General features: G+C 43.1%; 16 protein-coding genes. 9 read left to right on the top strand and 7 right to left on the bottom strand.

The features are described 5' to 3' along the window. Positions 1-4: 4 nt before the first annotated feature. The 6 genes from mmsB to ISP07_RS03375 form a co-directional block, all read right to left on the bottom strand. Positions 5-895, bottom strand: coding sequence for a 3-hydroxyisobutyrate dehydrogenase (gene mmsB, locus ISP07_RS03400; RefSeq protein WP_209326794.1), 891 nt, complete (start codon positions 893-895; stop codon positions 5-7). A 17-nt stretch (positions 896-912) separates the two neighbouring features. After that, the gene (locus ISP07_RS03395) at positions 913-2055 is read right to left on the bottom strand and encodes an enoyl-CoA hydratase/isomerase family protein (RefSeq protein ID WP_209326793.1); all 1143 of its coding nucleotides are present in this window, start codon (positions 2053-2055) and stop codon (positions 913-915) included. Continuing rightward, positions 2055-2834 (bottom strand): enoyl-CoA hydratase, encoded by a 780-nt coding sequence (locus ISP07_RS03390; RefSeq protein ID WP_105180497.1) that lies wholly within the window; start codon positions 2832-2834, stop codon positions 2055-2057. Before ISP07_RS03390 ends, ISP07_RS03395 begins: the two co-directional genes overlap by 1 nt. Before the next feature lie 10 nt (positions 2835-2844). Beyond that, positions 2845-4002 carry an acyl-CoA dehydrogenase family protein gene (locus tag ISP07_RS03385; RefSeq protein ID WP_209326792.1) on the bottom strand — a complete coding sequence of 386 codons (1158 nt, stop codon included), beginning with the start codon at positions 4000-4002 and terminating at the stop codon, positions 2845-2847. A gap of 110 nt (positions 4003-4112) precedes the next feature. Further along, the gene (locus tag ISP07_RS03380) at positions 4113-5603 is read right to left on the bottom strand and encodes a CoA-acylating methylmalonate-semialdehyde dehydrogenase (protein ID WP_209326791.1); all 1491 of its coding nucleotides are present in this window, start codon (positions 5601-5603) and stop codon (positions 4113-4115) included. Between the two features lie 91 nt (positions 5604-5694). Next, positions 5695-6876, bottom strand: coding sequence for a thiolase family protein (locus ISP07_RS03375; protein ID WP_063705371.1), 1182 nt, complete (start codon positions 6874-6876; stop codon positions 5695-5697). Positions 6877-7217: 341 nt separating this feature from the next. Here ISP07_RS03375 and ISP07_RS03370 point away from each other — a divergent pair, with 341 nt between their 5' ends. From ISP07_RS03370 to ISP07_RS03330, 9 genes are all read left to right on the top strand, one after another. Next, positions 7218-7652, top strand: coding sequence for a MerR family transcriptional regulator (locus ISP07_RS03370; RefSeq protein ID WP_054553803.1), 435 nt, complete (start codon positions 7218-7220; stop codon positions 7650-7652). Between the two features lie 44 nt (positions 7653-7696). Further along, on the top strand, positions 7697-8872 hold the full coding sequence (locus ISP07_RS03365) for an isovaleryl-CoA dehydrogenase (protein WP_063705375.1): 1176 nt from the start codon (positions 7697-7699) through the stop codon (positions 8870-8872). 9 nt (positions 8873-8881) lie between these two features. Then, the gene (locus ISP07_RS03360) at positions 8882-10489 is read left to right on the top strand and encodes a carboxyl transferase domain-containing protein (protein ID WP_054561520.1); all 1608 of its coding nucleotides are present in this window, start codon (positions 8882-8884) and stop codon (positions 10487-10489) included. 10 nt (positions 10490-10499) lie between these two features. Next, entirely contained in the window at positions 10500-11270 is a 771-nt protein-coding gene (locus ISP07_RS03355) for an enoyl-CoA hydratase/isomerase family protein (protein ID WP_054553800.1), read from the top strand. 8 nt (positions 11271-11278) lie between these two features. Next, entirely contained in the window at positions 11279-13243 is a 1965-nt protein-coding gene (locus tag ISP07_RS03350) for an acetyl/propionyl/methylcrotonyl-CoA carboxylase subunit alpha (RefSeq protein ID WP_209326790.1), read from the top strand. Then, positions 13243-14148: a hydroxymethylglutaryl-CoA lyase gene (locus tag ISP07_RS03345; RefSeq protein WP_209326789.1), complete on the top strand. Its 906-nt coding sequence runs from the start codon at positions 13243-13245 to the stop codon at positions 14146-14148. Before ISP07_RS03350 ends, ISP07_RS03345 begins: the two co-directional genes overlap by 1 nt. 11 nt (positions 14149-14159) lie before the next feature. After that, the gene (locus ISP07_RS03340; protein ID WP_209326788.1) at positions 14160-14858 is read left to right on the top strand and encodes a CoA transferase subunit A; all 699 of its coding nucleotides are present in this window, start codon (positions 14160-14162) and stop codon (positions 14856-14858) included. 11 nt (positions 14859-14869) lie between these two features. Further along, a complete protein-coding gene (locus ISP07_RS03335; RefSeq protein WP_062564432.1) occupies positions 14870-15526 on the top strand; it encodes a 3-oxoacid CoA-transferase subunit B in 657 nt (218 codons plus the stop codon). Between the two features lie 388 nt (positions 15527-15914). Then, a complete protein-coding gene (locus tag ISP07_RS03330) occupies positions 15915-16793 on the top strand; it encodes a LysR family transcriptional regulator (protein WP_138625467.1) in 879 nt (292 codons plus the stop codon). Between the two features lie 45 nt (positions 16794-16838). Here ISP07_RS03330 and ISP07_RS03325 read toward each other — a convergent pair whose 3' ends face one another. Beyond that, complete coding sequence (locus tag ISP07_RS03325) at positions 16839-17186, bottom strand: hypothetical protein (protein WP_209326787.1); 348 nt, start codon at positions 17184-17186, stop codon at positions 16839-16841. Positions 17187-17229 lie beyond the last annotated feature (43 nt).

Here is a 17229-nt window from a genome sequence, read left to right as displayed (position 1 = left end):
TCTCCTACTTCGAGAATAATTTAAAAATAGCGCTAAAATCATCACTACCCGCACCTTGATGCTGAAGCATAGTGTATAGATTCTTCGCCATTGACCCCATTGGGGTAGATGAATTACTTTGCTGAGCCGCTTCCATAGCAAGACCTAAGTCTTTCGCCATTAAATCAACCATAAAGCCCGGTTTATAATCATTACTTGCTGGTGCTGTTTCCATTACACCAGGGCATGGGTTGTAAAGCTCAAGTGTCCAGTTACGACCAGAGCTTGCGCTCATGATGTCACTTAACACTTTTGGATCGAGCCCATTGTTGATGCCCATTTGTAGTGCTTCGCTAGTACCTGCCATTAAAATGCTTAGCAGCATGTTGTTACAGATTTTTGCGACTTGGCCTGCGCCAATATCACCAGCATGAAAGATGTTTTTACCCATATCCACTAAAGCCAGTTTGGCTTTTTCAAAGTGGCTTTTCTCACCACCGACGATAAAGGTTAAAGTGCCTGCTGTTGCACCTGCAACACCACCTGATACCGGCGCATCAACAAAATCAATGCCTTTTTGAGCAAGCTCACTACCCACTTGACGCGCTGATTCTGCATCAATGGTTGAGCAGTCAATCACTAAGGTTTTGCTATCAAGTAAGTTAATAAGACCCGTTTCACCTAAGTAAAGCGATTTAACGTGTTTGCTTGCCGGTAGCATACTGATAAAAATATCAGCACCAATGGCACACTCAGCTGCATCGGTAGCAGCAATTGCACCTTTATCGGCAAGCTCACTGACCGCTACTTTATTTAAGTCAAACACACGAACTGTATGACCTGCATTGACAAGGTTTGCCGCCATTGGGCCACCCATGTTGCCTAAACCAATAAATCCTATTGTTAATTTAGCCATTTGTTTACCCCTTGAACTTAAGATGACGTTAATGAGTTTAGTGGGTGAGATTGCTCATCCCAGCGTGCTGTAAAGAAGCTATCTACAACTGCTTCGTCGATATCGCTGAGCGATTTAAACTGCCAGTTAGGTGCACCGTCTTTGTCGATTAGTAGCGCACGAACGCCTTCTTGGAACTCACCTACTTCGCCACAGCGTACTGACATACCCAGCTCCATTTTAAAGCACTGTGCTAATGTCATCTCTTTTGAATTAGCTAATTGACGTTCAACCAGCGCACAACTAAGCGGACAACCATGCGCTAATGACTTTTGCGCACGGGTAAGCCATTTATCTTCGGTTTCTAAGCTTTGGATGTAGTCAACTTTGCCCTGCAGTGAGTCAAATTCAGCCAGCTTTTGAATAACCTCAAGGTTATCTTTTACGTTACCTTTAGGGACACGACCTGAAATATTATCAATAGAGATTAGAATGTTAGTCAGCTTTTCGTGATTTAATGAGGCTGTTTTTCCCCACTTTTCAGCTGTGATAGCCGTTAAAATAGCGTCATATTTATCTGCTGTTGCATAGTGATCAGCAAGATTAACAAACAATGCATCTTCAGCATTGATAGACGCAGCAGTTAAACCTAAGAATAGGCCCACTTGCTCAGGCATTTTATGTAAGAAATAACTACCGCCAACATCTGGGTATAAACCAATGGTTAGCTCAGGCATTGCGATACGCGATGTTTCGGTTACCACACGGTGACTTGCCCCAGCCATTAAGCCAAGGCCGCCACCCATGACTATGCCATTTCCCCAAAGTAATATTGGCTTTTCATAGCAGTGAATTAGGTAGTCTAATTTGTACTCATGGGTAAAAAAGTCTTCAATGTAGTTAGCAGGCTCACCTGTGCTCATTGCTTTATGTAGGCTTACTACATCGCCACCAGCACAAAATGCTTTTTCGCCAGCCCCTTTTAGAATAACCATGGCAACTGCGTCATCGTCAGCCCATTTTCTAAGCTGCGGCTCAAGCAATTGGATCATGTCGTAATTTAAGGCATTTAACGACTTAGGCGCATTGAGTGTCGCAATTGCAATGAGGCCGCTTTCGGCCTCTGCAGTTTCAAACACCACAGGCGCATCTTGATGATTTAGTAGTGTTACGTTAGTCATTAGCCATTTACCCAATTAGCTTTACGCTTTTCTAAGAACGCATTCACGCCTTCTTTTTGGTCTTGCGTATCAAATAATTGTACAAATAACTCACGCTCTAATGGCAATGCATGAGCCATAGGTTGTGTGCGACCTTTTTGAATAAGCTCTTTACATGCAGTCACAGCAACCGGGCTTTGTTCGCCAACTTGGTTAGCAAGTTTCATTGCCGCAGCTAAACTTTCGCCAGTGCCAACCACTTCTTCAACAAGGCCAATTTCACGTGCTTTGTCTGCTTTTAAGCGCTCACCACATAAAATCATGCGTTTTGCCCAGCCTTCACCAACAAGCCATGCAAGGTTTTGCGTACCGCCAGCACAAGGCAGTAAGCCAACTTTCGCTTCAGGTAGTGCCATTTGAGCTTGCTCTTCAGCAATACGAATATCACACGCAAGAGCCACTTCAAGACCACCGCCCATGGCATAACCATTAATAGCCGCGATTGATACACCACGGAAATTGGTTAACGCTTCAAATGCATCACCAAACACTTTTGACATAGTGGCAGCAACGCCTTTGTCACCGCTGGCAAACACGTTTAAATCAGCACCTGCGCTAAAGAACTTTTCACCTTGGCCTGTAATCACTAATGCATAGACATTTTTGTTGGCATTTAGCTCAGTTACAGTGTCTTTAAGCGCGGTTAATGTATCTTGTGTCCAGGTATTCGCTGGCGGGTTATTCATGGTTAAAACCGCTACGTTACCTTCAATATTTAAATCAATCGATGGATTAGACATAGGTTGCTCCTTATAGAATGTCGCCAGCTGACTCAGCTAAGATACGACGTGCGATAATCACACGCATGATTTCGTTTGTGCCTTCGAGAATTTGATGCACACGGACGTCTCTGAAATGACGCTCTAATGGATATTCTTTGATGTAACCGTAACCACCGTGAATTTGTAGTGCGTCGTCACAGACTTTAAAACCAACATCTGTAGCAAAACGTTTTGCCATCGCGCAGTAAGTTGTTTTTTCGCTGTCACCAGTATCTAGTTTAAATGCGGCTAAGCGCACCATTTGACGAGCAGCAACAAGCTCGGTGTTCATATCAGCAATCTTAAATTGCAGTGCTTGGAAAGCAGCTAATGGCTTACCAAATTGCTCACGTTCTTTTAGGTATTCACGCGCAGTATTAAGAGCAGCTTGTGCTGTACCTAATGAACAGGTTGCAATATTAATACGACCACCGTCTAAGCCTTGCATTGCAAACTTAAAGCCTTCGCCTTCTTGACCTAGTAAGTTAGCCGCAGGAATTCTGACACCTTCAAAGCTAATTAAACGTGTCGGCTGTGCATTCCAGCCCATTTTTTCTTCTGCTTTACCGTATTCAATGCCTGCAGCATCTGCAGGCACAACAAATGCAGAAATACCGGCAGCGCCTTCACCACCAGTGCGCGCCATAACTACAAGTAAATCAGTTTCACCGGCTCCCGAAATAAACATTTTAGAGCCTGAGATCACATACTCATCGCCCTCTTTTACCGCTTTAGTTTTTAGTGATGCTGCATCAGAGCCAGAACCTGGCTCTGTTAAACAGTAAGAAGCAAGTAACTCACCCATTACTAATTGTTCACAGTACTGGGCTTTAACGTCATCAGTACCAAAGCTTGCAATCATCCAGGTTGCCATATTATGAATGGTCAACATAGCAGTCGTTGCTGTACAACCCATGGCAAGCTGTTCAAAGATAATGCTTGAATCTAGGCGAGATAAACCTAAGCCGCCCGCTTCTTCAGGGGTATATAAACCACAAAAGCCTAGCTCACCGGCTGCCTTAATGGTGTCTTTCGGGAAAATGTGTTCTTGGTCCCACTTAGCTGCATGTGGAGCAAGTTCAGACTCTGCAAACTGACGAGCTGTTTCAGCAAATGCTTGCTGATCTTCGGTTAAATTAAAGTCCATAGTAGACCTCTATTTTGTTGTCTTATTCTTGTGTGAATAACGATTGTTGTCGTTTAAATGTGTGTTCTTTGAGCGAGCGTGTGCTCGCTCAGCAGTAAATTAATTACGGCTTATTTAAGGTTGATACTCATGTTCGGACCTGAGGCGATATCATCCTCGAACCAACGTGAAGTAATTGTTTTCGTTTCTGTGTAAAAACGAATACCTTGCTTACCATAGGTGTGTTGATCACCGTAGAATGAGCCTTTCCAACCTGTGAAAGAGAAAAACGGGAGTGGCACAGGAATTGGCACGTTGATACCAACTTGACCTACTTCGATTTCATGTTGGAATTTACGTGCAGCAGCGCCGCTTGATGTGAATAACGAAGTACCGTTACCGTACGGCGAGTTATTGATAAGCTCAATCGCCTCTTCAAGAGTATCTACAAACATACAAGCCAGTACTGGACCAAAGATCTCTTCTTTGTATAAATCCATCTCGGTGGTAACATCAGTAAATAACGTTGGACCAACCCAGTTACCTTGCTCGTAACCTTCAACAGTAAAGTCGGAGCCATCAATTAAACAAGTCGCACCTTGTTCTTTACCACTTGCGATAAGTGATAAAATACGATCTTTAGCTGCTTTTGATGTTTGTGGGCCGTAAGCCGCGTTGGCATCATCCCATACACCTGGGCGTACGTTTTCAAAGCCTGCTTTAATTTCATCAACCCAGTCTTTTGCTTGACCAACGAATACAGCAACCGAAATACCCATACAGCGCTGACCCGCAGCGCCTACAGACGCACCTACTAGGTTGTTTACAACATGCGATTTACTGGCATCTGGCATAATAACCATGTGGTTTTTTGCACCTACACAAGCTTGCACGCGTTTAAGGTTTGCTGTGCCTTTTGAATAGATGTATTCACCTACACCACACGAACCAACAAATGAAATAGCGCGTATTGCTGGGTCTTCTAATAAACGGTCAACTTGTGGTTTTGTACCGTGAACAACTTGTAACACCCCTTTTGGCGCGCCCGCTTCAACAAATAGTTCAGCTAAACGCATCGGTGTTAGTGGATCTTGCTCTGATGGTTTGAGAATAAAGGTGTTACCACACACAATAGCCAGTGGGAACATCCATAATGGGATCATCGCAGGGAAGTTAAATGGCGTAATACCCGCACATACACCTAGTGGCTGCATGTAAGAGTAAGTATCGATTTTACGCGCTACGTTTTCCATTGTTTCGCCCATCATTAGTGATGGTGCATTGGCTGCTTGCTCAACCACTTCAATACCACGCCAAACATCGCCTTTGGCGTCTTCAAAAGTTTTACCCAGCTCATGACAAATAATCGTCGCAAGCTCGTCATGGTTTTCTTTTAGTAATGCAGCGTATTTCATCATAATGCGCGCACGCTCAGAAATTGGCACTTCTTTCCATGTTTTAAATGTTTCCTTTGCAGAGGCAATGGCTGCATCCATTTCAGCATCCGTTGCACACGGAACTTGCGCTAACACTTCTTGGTTTGCAGGATTGATAACATCAATCAACTGCGTTGAACTTGATTGGGTAAATTCGCCGTTGATAAATAAAGGTACTTGGTGCATGAGGCACTCCTCCCCAGTGGGTATAAAGAGGCCGCAACATGATAGTTTTTAAAATACGTTGCGGCTGTGAGAGATTAAAATTCTAAAGCGATTAAATAGCTTCGATTGCCATAGCAACAGCTTCTCCACCACCGATACACAGTGAGGCAACACCTTTGCTAAGACCACGATTCTTTAATGCATGAATTAAGGTAACTAAGATACGCGCGCCGCTTGCACCAATTGGGTGACCAAGTGCACAAGCACCGCCGTTTACGTTTACTTTGCTTTCATCAAGTTTTAACTCGTTAATTGCAAGCATAGTCACCATCGCAAACGCTTCGTTGATTTCCCATAAATCAACATCATTCACAGACCAACCTGCTTTTTCTAAAAGCGATTGCATCGCGCCAACCGGTGCTAAAGTAAATTCGCTTGGAGCCTGAGAATGTGTGCTGTGAGCAACGATACGGCAAAGTGGCGTTAAACCTTGTGCTTTAGCATCTGATTCACGCATTAACACTAGCGCTGCTGCACCATCAGAAATTGATGACGAGTTTGCAGCTGTAATCGTGCCATCTTTTTTGAATGCAGGACGTAAACCTGGGATTTTATCAGGGCGTGCATTGCCTGGTTGCTCATCAATCGCAACGGTCACATCACCTTTACGTGTAGAAATAGTGTGCGCTGCAATTTCATTATCAAATGCGCCTGTCTCAATCGCGCTGTTTGCTTTAGTCAGTGAGCTAAGTGCAAAGTTATCCATTTGTTCACGACCAATTGAATATTGATCGGCAGTGTCTTGTGCAAAACAACCCATTGCTTTGTTGTCGTAAGCATCTTCAAGGCCATCACACATCATGTGATCTTTTACTTCGCCATGACCCATACGCATACCTGAACGTGCATTCGGTAACATATAAGGCGCATTACTCATGCTTTCCATACCACCCGCAACAGCGGTATTGATAGAGCCTGATTTAATTAAGTCATGAGCAAACATTGCAGCTTTTAAGCCTGAGCCACAAACTTTGTTGATTGTTGTTGCGCCAGTACCTTGATTAAGGCCCGCTTTTAACATTGCTTGGCGAGCAGGTGCTTGACCAAGACCAGCTGGTAATACACAGCCCATGATCACTTCGTCAATCTTATCGGCAGATAAACCGGCTTGCTCTAAGCTACTTTTAATAGCTGTAGCACCTAAATCAGTTGCGTGTGCACCACTTAGTGCGCCCATAAAACCACCCATAGGGGTACGTTTTGCGGCAACAATAACAACGGCTTCAGTAGTCATAATTGGCTCCATGTAAGTGGTTATCATCATGTGTTCAAATCATGTGTAACCAAACAGTTAATTTGTTATAGTTTAATTTCGATTTAATTCAGCATACATAATATTTACGTTTACGCCAACGTAAATCTAAAATCAACATTTTTGCGGCCGGTAAAACTGTAAACTTATCTGTATTTTGATGTATTAAAAATCGAACATCTGCTTACAAGGCTAGATAAATAAAGCTTTTCAACAAATTCAACCAGTTATCTTTATAAGTCTAAAGTATAACTCCCAAATCGCCCTTTACCTTTACGTAAACTTCACTTATATTGGTGTTATTCGAATGAGGTAAATAAATCATGAAACAAGACAATCAAACAAACTTTGAAAGCGCAGCAGTTGAACCTGCTAGCAATGAGCAAACGTTTAGTATCAGCGAACTAGCAAAAGAATTTGATATTACAACCCGCTCTATCCGCTTTTATGAAGACCAAGGCCTGATCTCACCTGATCGCAATGGTCAAACCCGTATTTATTCAAAACGCGACAAAGTAAGACTAAAACTTATTCTACGCGGTAAACGCTTAGGTTTTACCTTGGCCGAAACGGGCCGTTTGTTTGAACTGTACGACGCAGATAAATCAAGCGCTAAACAGCTAGTGACTATGCTTGACCTTATCGCAGAAAAAAAAGCGGACCTAAGCCAACAGATGGACGACATTAAAGTTGTACTGATGGAATTGGTTACAGCAGAACGCCGCTGTCGTGAAACCCTTAATAATTTAGACGAATAACCTGACAACAATCTCGTCAACAGACTCTCACAGGAACACACATTATGAGCACTATTTCACTATACAAAGAAATGAACTTCGGACTTGGCGAAACAGCAGACATGATCCGCGATCACGTTAATAGCTTTGCGAGCCAAGAAATTGCCCCACTTGCAGAACAAACCGATATAGACAATGCCTTCCCTAATCAACTTTGGCCACAGCTTGGCGAAATGGGATTATTAGGTATGACAGTACCTGAAGAATTTGGCGGTGCGGGCCTTGGTTACCTTGAGCATGTAATCGCAATGGAAGAAATTAGCCGTGCAAGCGCATCGATTGGTTTAAGTTATGGTGCTCATTCAAACCTATGTGTTAACCAAATCAACCGTAATGGGTCACAGGCTCAAAAAGAAAAATACCTGCCTAAGCTTATCAGCGGTGAGCACATTGGTGCCCTTGCGATGAGTGAGCCAAATGCAGGTTCTGACGTTGTATCAATGAAATTAAAAGCTGAGAAAAAAGGCGATGTGTTTGTACTTAACGGTAACAAGATGTGGATCACTAATGGTCCAGATGCCGATACCTTTGTTATCTATGCAAAAACAGATTTAAATGCTGGCCCTAAAGGGATCACAGCCTTCATCGTTGAACGAAACACACCAGGATTTTCTACTGCACAGAAGCTAGACAAACTTGGTATGCGTGGCTCTAACACCTGTGAATTAGTGTTCGAGAACTGCGAAGTACCAGCAGAAAACATTCTAGGTAACTTAAACGAAGGTGTAAAAGTACTTATGAGTGGCCTTGATTATGAGCGTGTTGTTTTAGCCGCAGGCCCGCTTGGCATTATGCAAGCATGTATGGACATTGTGGTTCCTTATATTCATGAGCGTAAACAATTTGATAGCCCGATTGGTCAGTTCCAGCTTATTCAAGGCAAAATCGCTGATATGTACACGCAAATGAATGCAGCTCGTTCATACGTTTACACGGTAGCTCGTGCATGTGACCGCGGTGAAACAACACGTAAAGATGCTGCTGGTGCGATTTTATATGCCGCAGAGCTGGCGACTAAAATGGCCCTTGATGCTATCCAAATCTTAGGTGGTAATGGTTATATCAACGAATACGCGACAGGTCGTTTATTGCGTGATGCTAAACTATATGAAATTGGCGCAGGTACCTCTGAAATCCGCCGCATGCTAATTGGTCGCGAATTATTCACTGAAAGCCGATAGGACCTTGTTATGACGATTTTAAAATCGAGTGTAAATCCACACGATCCGCAATTTTTGCAAAATCACGACAACATGGCCGCTCTCGTAAGTGATTTACGTGAAAAAGTAGCGGATATCCGTTTAGGTGGTGGCCCTGCCCTGATTGAGCGCCACCAAGGCCGTGGTAAGTTGTTTGTTCGTGACCGTATTGAAACGCTACTTGATGAAGGCTCGCCATTTTTAGAGATTTCTCAATTTGCTGCCTTTGGCGTATATGAACAAGCTATTCCTTGTGCCGGTGTTGTGGCTGGGATTGGTCGTGTGAAAGGCGTTGAATGTATGATCATCGCCAATGATGCAACCGTAAAAGGCGGCACATACTTTCCACTAACAGTGAAAAAACACCTGCGTGCCCAAGATATCGCAGAGCGTTGTCATTTACCGTGTATTTATTTAGTTGATTCAGGCGGTGCAAACCTGCCTGAACAAGATGATGTATTTCCAGATAAATTACACTTTGGCCGTATTTTCTATAATCAGGCACGTATGTCTGGTAAAGGCATTCCACAAATTGCGGTCGTAATGGGTTTATGTACTGCAGGTGGTGCTTATGTACCAGCGATGGCTGATGAAAGTATTATCGTAAAAGAGCAAGGCACTATTTTCTTAGCAGGCCCGCCACTGGTTAAAGCGGCTACAGGTGAAGAAGTGAGTGCTGAAGAGCTCGGTGGTGCTGATGTTCACTGTAAAACATCAGGTGTTGCCGATCACTATGCTGAAAACGATGCCCACGCACTTTCGATTGCTCGCCAATGTATTGAACGAATTAATTATCAGCGCCCTACTGCCCCGTTACTTGATGATGTTAAACCGCCGCGTTACGACATTAACGAAATTTACGGTATTGTGGGTACCGACCTTAAAAAGCCATTTGATGTACGTGAAGTAATTGCCCGTGTTGTTGATGATTCATCATTTGATGAATTTAAACGCTACTTTGGCGAAACCTTAGTAACCGGCTTTGCAAAAATCTTTGGTCACCCTGTCGGTATTGTTGCCAACAACGGTATTTTATTTAGTGAATCTGCGCAAAAAGGCGCGCACTTCATTCAGCTATGTGCACAACGCAAAATTCCTTTGGTGTTTTTACAAAACATTACTGGCTTTATGGTTGGTAAGAAATACGAAGCGGAAGGCATCGCCAAACATGGGGCGAAAATGGTAACCGCTGTGTCATGTGCTGATGTACCAAAATTCACCGTATTAATTGGTGGCTCGTATGGTGCAGGTAACTACGGTATGTGTGGCCGTGCATTCGAACCAACCATGATGTGGATGTGGCCAAACGCCCGTATCTCTGTAATGGGTGGTGAACAAGCTGCTGGCGTTCTAGCACAAGTTAAACAAGACGGTTTAGCCCGTAAAGGCGAAAGCATGACTGATGAGCAAGTCAGTGAGTTTAAAAAGCCAATTATCGAGCAATACGAAAAACAAGGTCATCCATATTACGCCAGTGCCCGCCTTTGGGATGATGGCATTATCGATCCTGCTGATACCCGCAATGTATTGGGGCTTGCCTTAAGTGCAGCTAAAAATGCACCAGAGCGCGATTCGCAGTTCGGCGTATTTAGAATGTAATGGAGGCCTTATGTCAGTAACACTCGAAATAACAAAATCAAATGTGGCTGTGCTGGTACTAAGTCGCCCTGAAAAACACAATGCATTTAACGAAGAAGTCATTAGTGAGCTGATCCGTTTAATTGAACACGCAAACAGTTGCGATGTCCGCGCACTGGTTTTAAAAACCGAAGGTAAGCACTTCTCTGCTGGCGCTGATTTAAACTGGATGAAGTCGATGGCTGGCAATGACTTTGCAGAAAACTTAGCGGACTCTATGCAGCTAGCAAAGCTTATGAAAGTCCTTGCTACAAGCCCGCATCCAACAATTTGTGCCGTACAAGGTGCTGCATTTGGCGGTGCGTTAGGCTTGATTGCGTGTTGTGATATCGCTATTTGCCAAGACGATGCACAGTTTTGCCTAAGTGAAGTAAAGCTTGGTCTTATTCCTGCGGTTATCAGCCCTTATGTCATTAAAGCCATTGGTGAGCGCGCTGCACGTCGTTATTTTTTAACGGCAGAGATTTTTGACGCGCATACAGCTAAGCAACTGGGTTTAATTCACCAGATCACCGGCGATTTACAAACAGCGCTCGATAAACACTTACAAAACCTTGTGAACAATGGCCCTATTGCTGTTAAAGCAGCGAAGCAGCTAATCAATGATGTCGCTGGCAACGTAATAGATGATGCGCTGATTGAGTTAACCGCTGAGCGCATTGCGCGCATTCGTGTATCTGAAGAAGGCCAAGAAGGCCTAACTGCATTTTTTGAAAAACGTGCCCCTAACTGGCAGAAATAGGAACCATTATGACAACAAAATCATTGAAAAAAATTCTCGTTGCCAACCGTGGTGAAATTGCCTGCCGAGTTATGCGTACAGCAAAACAAATGGGCTTAACAACGGTTGCAGTGTATTCAGATGCTGATAAATATGCCCAGCACGTAAAGCTTGCTGATGAGGCGTACCATATTGGTCCTGCGCCAAGTAAAGACTCATACTTAGTGGCAGACAAAATCATCGATGTGGCAAAACAAGCAAGTGTTGATTGTATTCACCCGGGTTATGGTTTTTTATCAGAGAACTCTGACTTTGCGCTTGCGTGTGAGAAAAATGATATTGCCTTTATTGGCCCACCAGCATCTAGCATTGAAGCCATGGGCTCAAAAACCCGCGCTAAAGAAATTATGCACCAAGCGAATGTACCTTTAGTGCCTGGTTACTATGGTGATAATCAAGATACTGAGTTCTTACAAGCCGAAGCTGAAAAAATTGGTTACCCGGTACTGATTAAAGCGGCCTTTGGTGGCGGTGGTAAAGGTATGCGAGTTGTTGAACGCGCAAAAGATTTTATCAGTGCTCTTGAAGGCGCAAAACGTGAAGCAAAAGCCGGATTTGGTAACGATTTAGTGCTGTTAGAGCGCTATGTCACCAAACCTCGCCATGTTGAAGTACAAGTTTTTGCCGATAGTCATGGTAACTGTGTGTACTTAGGCGACCGTGACTGCTCTTTGCAGCGTCGTCACCAAAAAGTAATTGAAGAAGCCCCTGCTCCGGGTTTATCTGATGCACTTCGTAAAGAAATGGGTGAAGCAGCAGTACGTTGTGCCCAAGCGATTAACTATCGCGGTGCTGGTACGGTTGAGTTTTTATTATGCGGTGATGAATTCTTCTTTATGGAAATGAACACCCGTTTACAAGTAGAGCACCCAGTAACAGAAATGGTAACCGGTGTTGATTTGGTTAATTGGCAAATCAATATTGCGGCAGGTGAAGCATTACCACTTAGCCAAGCAGATATTCAGCTACAAGGTCACAGCTTTGAAGCGCGTATTTATGCAGAAGATCCAAGTAATGACTTTATTCCGTGTTCTGGCCACATTGACGCCCTATTCACACCGAACGAATCTGAATTTGTACGTATAGATACAGGGATTGCAGCGGGTGATGAAATTAGTCCGTTCTACGATCCTATGATTGCTAAATTAATTGTGCATGACGATAACCGTGAGGCAGCGCTTGGGCGTTTATCAAAAGCACTAGAGCAATTCCACCTAGCAGGTTTTAGCTGTAACGTTAATTTCTTATTTAACCTTGCTAACAACCCTACTTTTCAAGCAGGTGCACCCGATACGCACTTTATTGAAGACCAAGGTGAGCGCCTTGTTGCTAAAAACGAGCAACAGTCTGTTATTGCGACCGTTGTGGCAGCCTATGCTTATGCACATCAACTAAAAGGTGAAAGCAGCAGCCCATGGCAACAATTAACTGGCTTTATGCTAAACAGTGACGCTAAAACAACGATTCCGTTTGTTGATTTAAACGTTCATGCTGTTAAGACCTCAGATGGCTTTAAAATTAGCTTAGATGGGGTTGACTATACAACCTCTGGCATTGTTGAAAATGGCCTTGCAAACCTAGTTGTTAATGGCGAAAAAGTCGTGGCTCATATCAATCAAACAGACTCTCACATCACAGTGATGTACAAAGCACAGCAAACGGTGCTAGAGCTGATTGATAAACACTATATTAGTGAACACGAAAGTGATGCATTGCCACTCGCTGCACCACTCAATGGTACTGTTGTTAAACATTTAGTTGAGGTGGGTAGTACTGTCGCTAAAGGTGATGCGGTTGTCATCATCGAAGCGATGAAAATGGAATACACGCTTAATGCCCCGCATGATGGTGTATTAACGAGCTATTGCTTTGCTGAAGGTGAACTGGTGAGTCATGGTGATATGCTCGCGATTGTTGAAGAGCCGGAGGCGTAATGGCACAGTTTCCTGATTTTGTTCGCATTGTAGAAGTTGGCGCCAGAGACGGTTTGCAAAATGAAGCCGCCGTTAATACCCAAGATAAAGTCGCTCTTATCAACGCCCTTGCAGATGCAGGCCTTAAGGATATTGAAGCAGGCGCCTTTGTGTCACCTAAATGGGTGCCACAAATGGCTGATTCTAGCGATGTAATTAGCGCGTTAAATTTGCCTAATGTTAACTTAAGCGCCCTCACTCCGAATTTACGGGGGGCAGAGGCAGCAAAACAAGTCGGCATACAAGAATTTGCTATCTTTACAGCAGCAAGTGAAGCATTTTGTCAAAAGAACATTAACTGCTCTATTGATGAAAGTATTGATCGCTTTAAAGATGTTATGGCTTTTGCCAAGGCGAATAACATTCGTGTTAGAGGCTATGTTAGCTGCGTCATGGGTTGTCCATATCAAGGTGATGTCGACTACAATGATGTATTAAAAGTATCAGAGCGATTATTAGAGCTTGGTTGTTACGAAATTAGCCTTGGCGACACCATAGGTGTTGGTACGGCGAGAAAAGTCGATGAGTTATTAGATTTACTCTTGCAACATATTGATAAATCAAAACTCGCTGTACATTTTCACGACACCTACGGGCAAGCGCTCACAAATATTTACACCGCCCTAAGACGCGGTATAGCAACGGTTGACAGTGCCGTTGCAGGCCTAGGTGGTTGCCCTTATGCCAAAGGTGCGTCAGGAAATGTTGCCACTGAAGATGTAGTTTACTTACTGCAAGGACTTGGCATAGAGCATGGAATTGATTTAGAAAGACTGGCGAAAGCTGGTTGGGCTATTTGCAGTGCATTAAATAAACAACCTGTCAGCAAGGTATCACTTGCTCTAAAGAACACTCAGAATAATTAAGGAGTAGGCTCATGGCCGGTTTCGATAAAGTGGTTTCAAGTTATGAAGCTGCAATGGAAGGTTTAAAAGATGGCGATACTATTATCGCTGGTGGCTTTGGCTTGTGTGGTATTCCTGAGGGACTTATCAGTGAAATTAAGCGTAAACAGACTAAAAATCTAACCGTTGTTTCAAACAACTGCGGTGTTGATGATTTCGGCTTAGGTATTTTACTTCACGATAAGCAAATTAAAAAAATCATCGCGTCTTATGTAGGTGAAAATGCGCTTTTCGAAAAACAACTACTCGATGGCGAAATTGATGTTGTTCTAACACCACAAGGTACACTCGCTGAGAAGATGCGTGCCGGTGGTGCGGGTATTCCTGCGTTTTATACAGCTACAGGTTATGGCACACCGGTTGCTGAAGGCAAAGAAGTCAAAGAGTTTTATGGTCGCCCGTATATCTTAGAAGAATCAATTACTGGCGAGTTTGCTATTGTTAAAGCATGGAAAGCCGACCGCTACGGTAACCTTGTATTTCGCCATACAGCAATGAACTTCAACCCGATGGCCGCGACAGCAGGTAAAATTACCGTTGCTGAAGTAGAAGAGATTGTTGAGCCAGGTGAACTTGAGCCAAGCCAAATTCATACCCCAGGTATTTATGTTAATCGCGTGATCAAAGGTGACTTTGAAAAACGCATTGAACGTGTAACAACTCGCGATTAAGGAGCAATAAAATGGCATTATCACGTGAACAAGTTGCAATGCGTGTTGCACAAGAACTACAAGATGGCTATTACGTAAACCTAGGTATTGGTATCCCTACTCTGGTTGCTAACTATGTACCTGAAGGTATTGAAGTTATGCTGCAGTCGGAAAATGGCTTATTAGGTATGGGTGCGTACCCAACCAAAGACCAAGTTGATGCAGATATGATCAACGCGGGTAAAGAAACCGTGACAGCAGCCACAGGTGCAGCAATATTTAATAGTGCAGATAGTTTTGCCATGATACGGGGTGGTCATGTAGACTTAACAGTATTAGGTGCATTTGAAGTTGACCAGAACGGTAACATCGCATCGTGGATGATCCCAAAAAAGCTAATTAAAGGCATGGGTGGCGCGATGGACCTCGTTGCTGGCGCGAAGAATATTATTGTTACGATGACTCATGCAAGCAAGCATGGCGACTCTAAGTTATTAGAAAGTTGCACTTTACCGCTAACTGGGGTTAACTGTGTAAAGAAAATCGTAACTGATTTAGCCGTACTAGAAGTTAAAGACGGCGCATTTCATCTAATCGAACGCGCTCCAGGCGTGTCAGTAGATGAAATAATTAGCAAAACGGCAGGCAAATTGCTTGTTGAAGGTGATGTTCCAGAGATGGTTTTTTAGACCACTCACATCCCATGTACCGACCTCATTCCCAGTGCCAATGGCGCTGAGTTACCCAAAATCCCTCGCAAGAGGGATTTTTTTTATCTAAAGTCAGCCCTTCGCCGCACCATCTTGTCACATAAATAGTATAAAATGCCCTGCTTTAGTGAATTGGCAGTATCTAATACTGAGACTATGACGAAATAGCTAAAACTGCTAAGATCACTTATTTGCTAAACATTTGCCTAAACATAGATTAAACGAGCGATTCAAGGCTGTTTTTTATACAATATGGCAAGAGTTAGCTATATTCATTCTTTACTCTCTATTTTTTTACATTTTGGGATAATAATTGCTTAGCAGTTAATTAACTAACAAGCGCTTTTGAGACTTACTGAAATTAACTATGCAAACACCTATTCGTGGCCTACGCTCATTTTGTTTTGCTGCACGCACCCTTAGCTTTAAAGATGCAGCAAACCAACTTTACCTTACACCGTCTGCCGTAAGTCATCAGATCAAACAATTAGAAGAACAATTGGGTATTGAACTATTTGAACGTCAAACCCGTTCAATTCGTCTGACAGCTGCAGGCAAGAATTTTTATGACTCTGTATCGCCGCTTATTAAAGCGCTAGAAAAAACCATCAACGAGTTTAGTCAGTTACAAGAAAATGTGACTATTAGTATTACGCTACCTGAGTTTTTCGCTAGTGAACTTTTAATGCCAAAACTAAGCGAATGGACAAGCGATCATCCAAATACAAACTTACAGCTTAATACCTTAAAAACGCGTAAAGAGCTGACTAAACAAAGTGACTTGTCGATTGTATTGTCTTCGTCAAAACCGCATGAAGGCGTTGTTCATGAGCTGTTTTCACTCTCGTACACACCAGCTTGCAACAAAGAAAACTGGCAAGCATGGCAAGAAAACCCGTTTCAGGCTTTAAATGAAGTTCCACTCATTCTTCATAAAGCACGCCCTTGGGCTTGGCACCAATGGGCAGAGCATGCTGGCGTTGAAGACTTTGCACCAAAGCAAATTATTCAGGTTGATAGTATGTTTGGTGTGGCACGTGCGGCGCAACAGGGTATGGGTATTGCCCTAATCCCCTTGCCTATTAGTCAAACTTGGTTTGATGAGCAATGGCTATTTAATTTCACAGATATGCCGTTAAAAACGAAAGATAAATATTACTTAGTGCAACACGATCCTAGTGAAACTAATGCACAATTAGAGCTATTTATAAAATGGATGCTTGATACTTTCAAACATCTAAAATAATAGATAAATGACCCTCAATTTTGTTGAGGGTCTTTTATTGCTAATTTAACTTTTCGACTTGGTTACTAAAATACTCACTTTGTTTTCACCAAATTCAAAAGAAGCCTGTTTACCATATTCCACAACAAAAGAAGGTGTAAAATAGCTGCCAGCGAGTGTGATTGATGTTTCTACAGCTGCCGTATTATTTTGTTGTGGTATCACTGTAACTTCATAGCTAAACCCCTCACCTATAGAGATGGTCGCAGGTTGTTTTTCTTCCACCAGCATTACTGGCGATGCTAGTAGCTCATTCGCTTTATAAACAGATGTTTCAACTTGAAAACTGTCAGCTGCGAAACAGCTCGTTGATACTAGCAATGCTCCAGCTATTAAACCTAACTGTTTGTTCATATTTAATTCCTTATCTCAATTATAGGCCTAATCAGCCATTTAT

The sequence above is a fragment of the Pseudoalteromonas sp. PA2MD11 genome, assembly GCF_017808125.1.
Taxonomy (GTDB): Bacteria; Pseudomonadota; Gammaproteobacteria; order Enterobacterales; family Alteromonadaceae; genus Pseudoalteromonas; species Pseudoalteromonas simplex.
The sequence above is the reverse complement of the archived record's forward strand: the minus strand, read 5'-3'. Positions and strand labels throughout refer to the sequence as shown.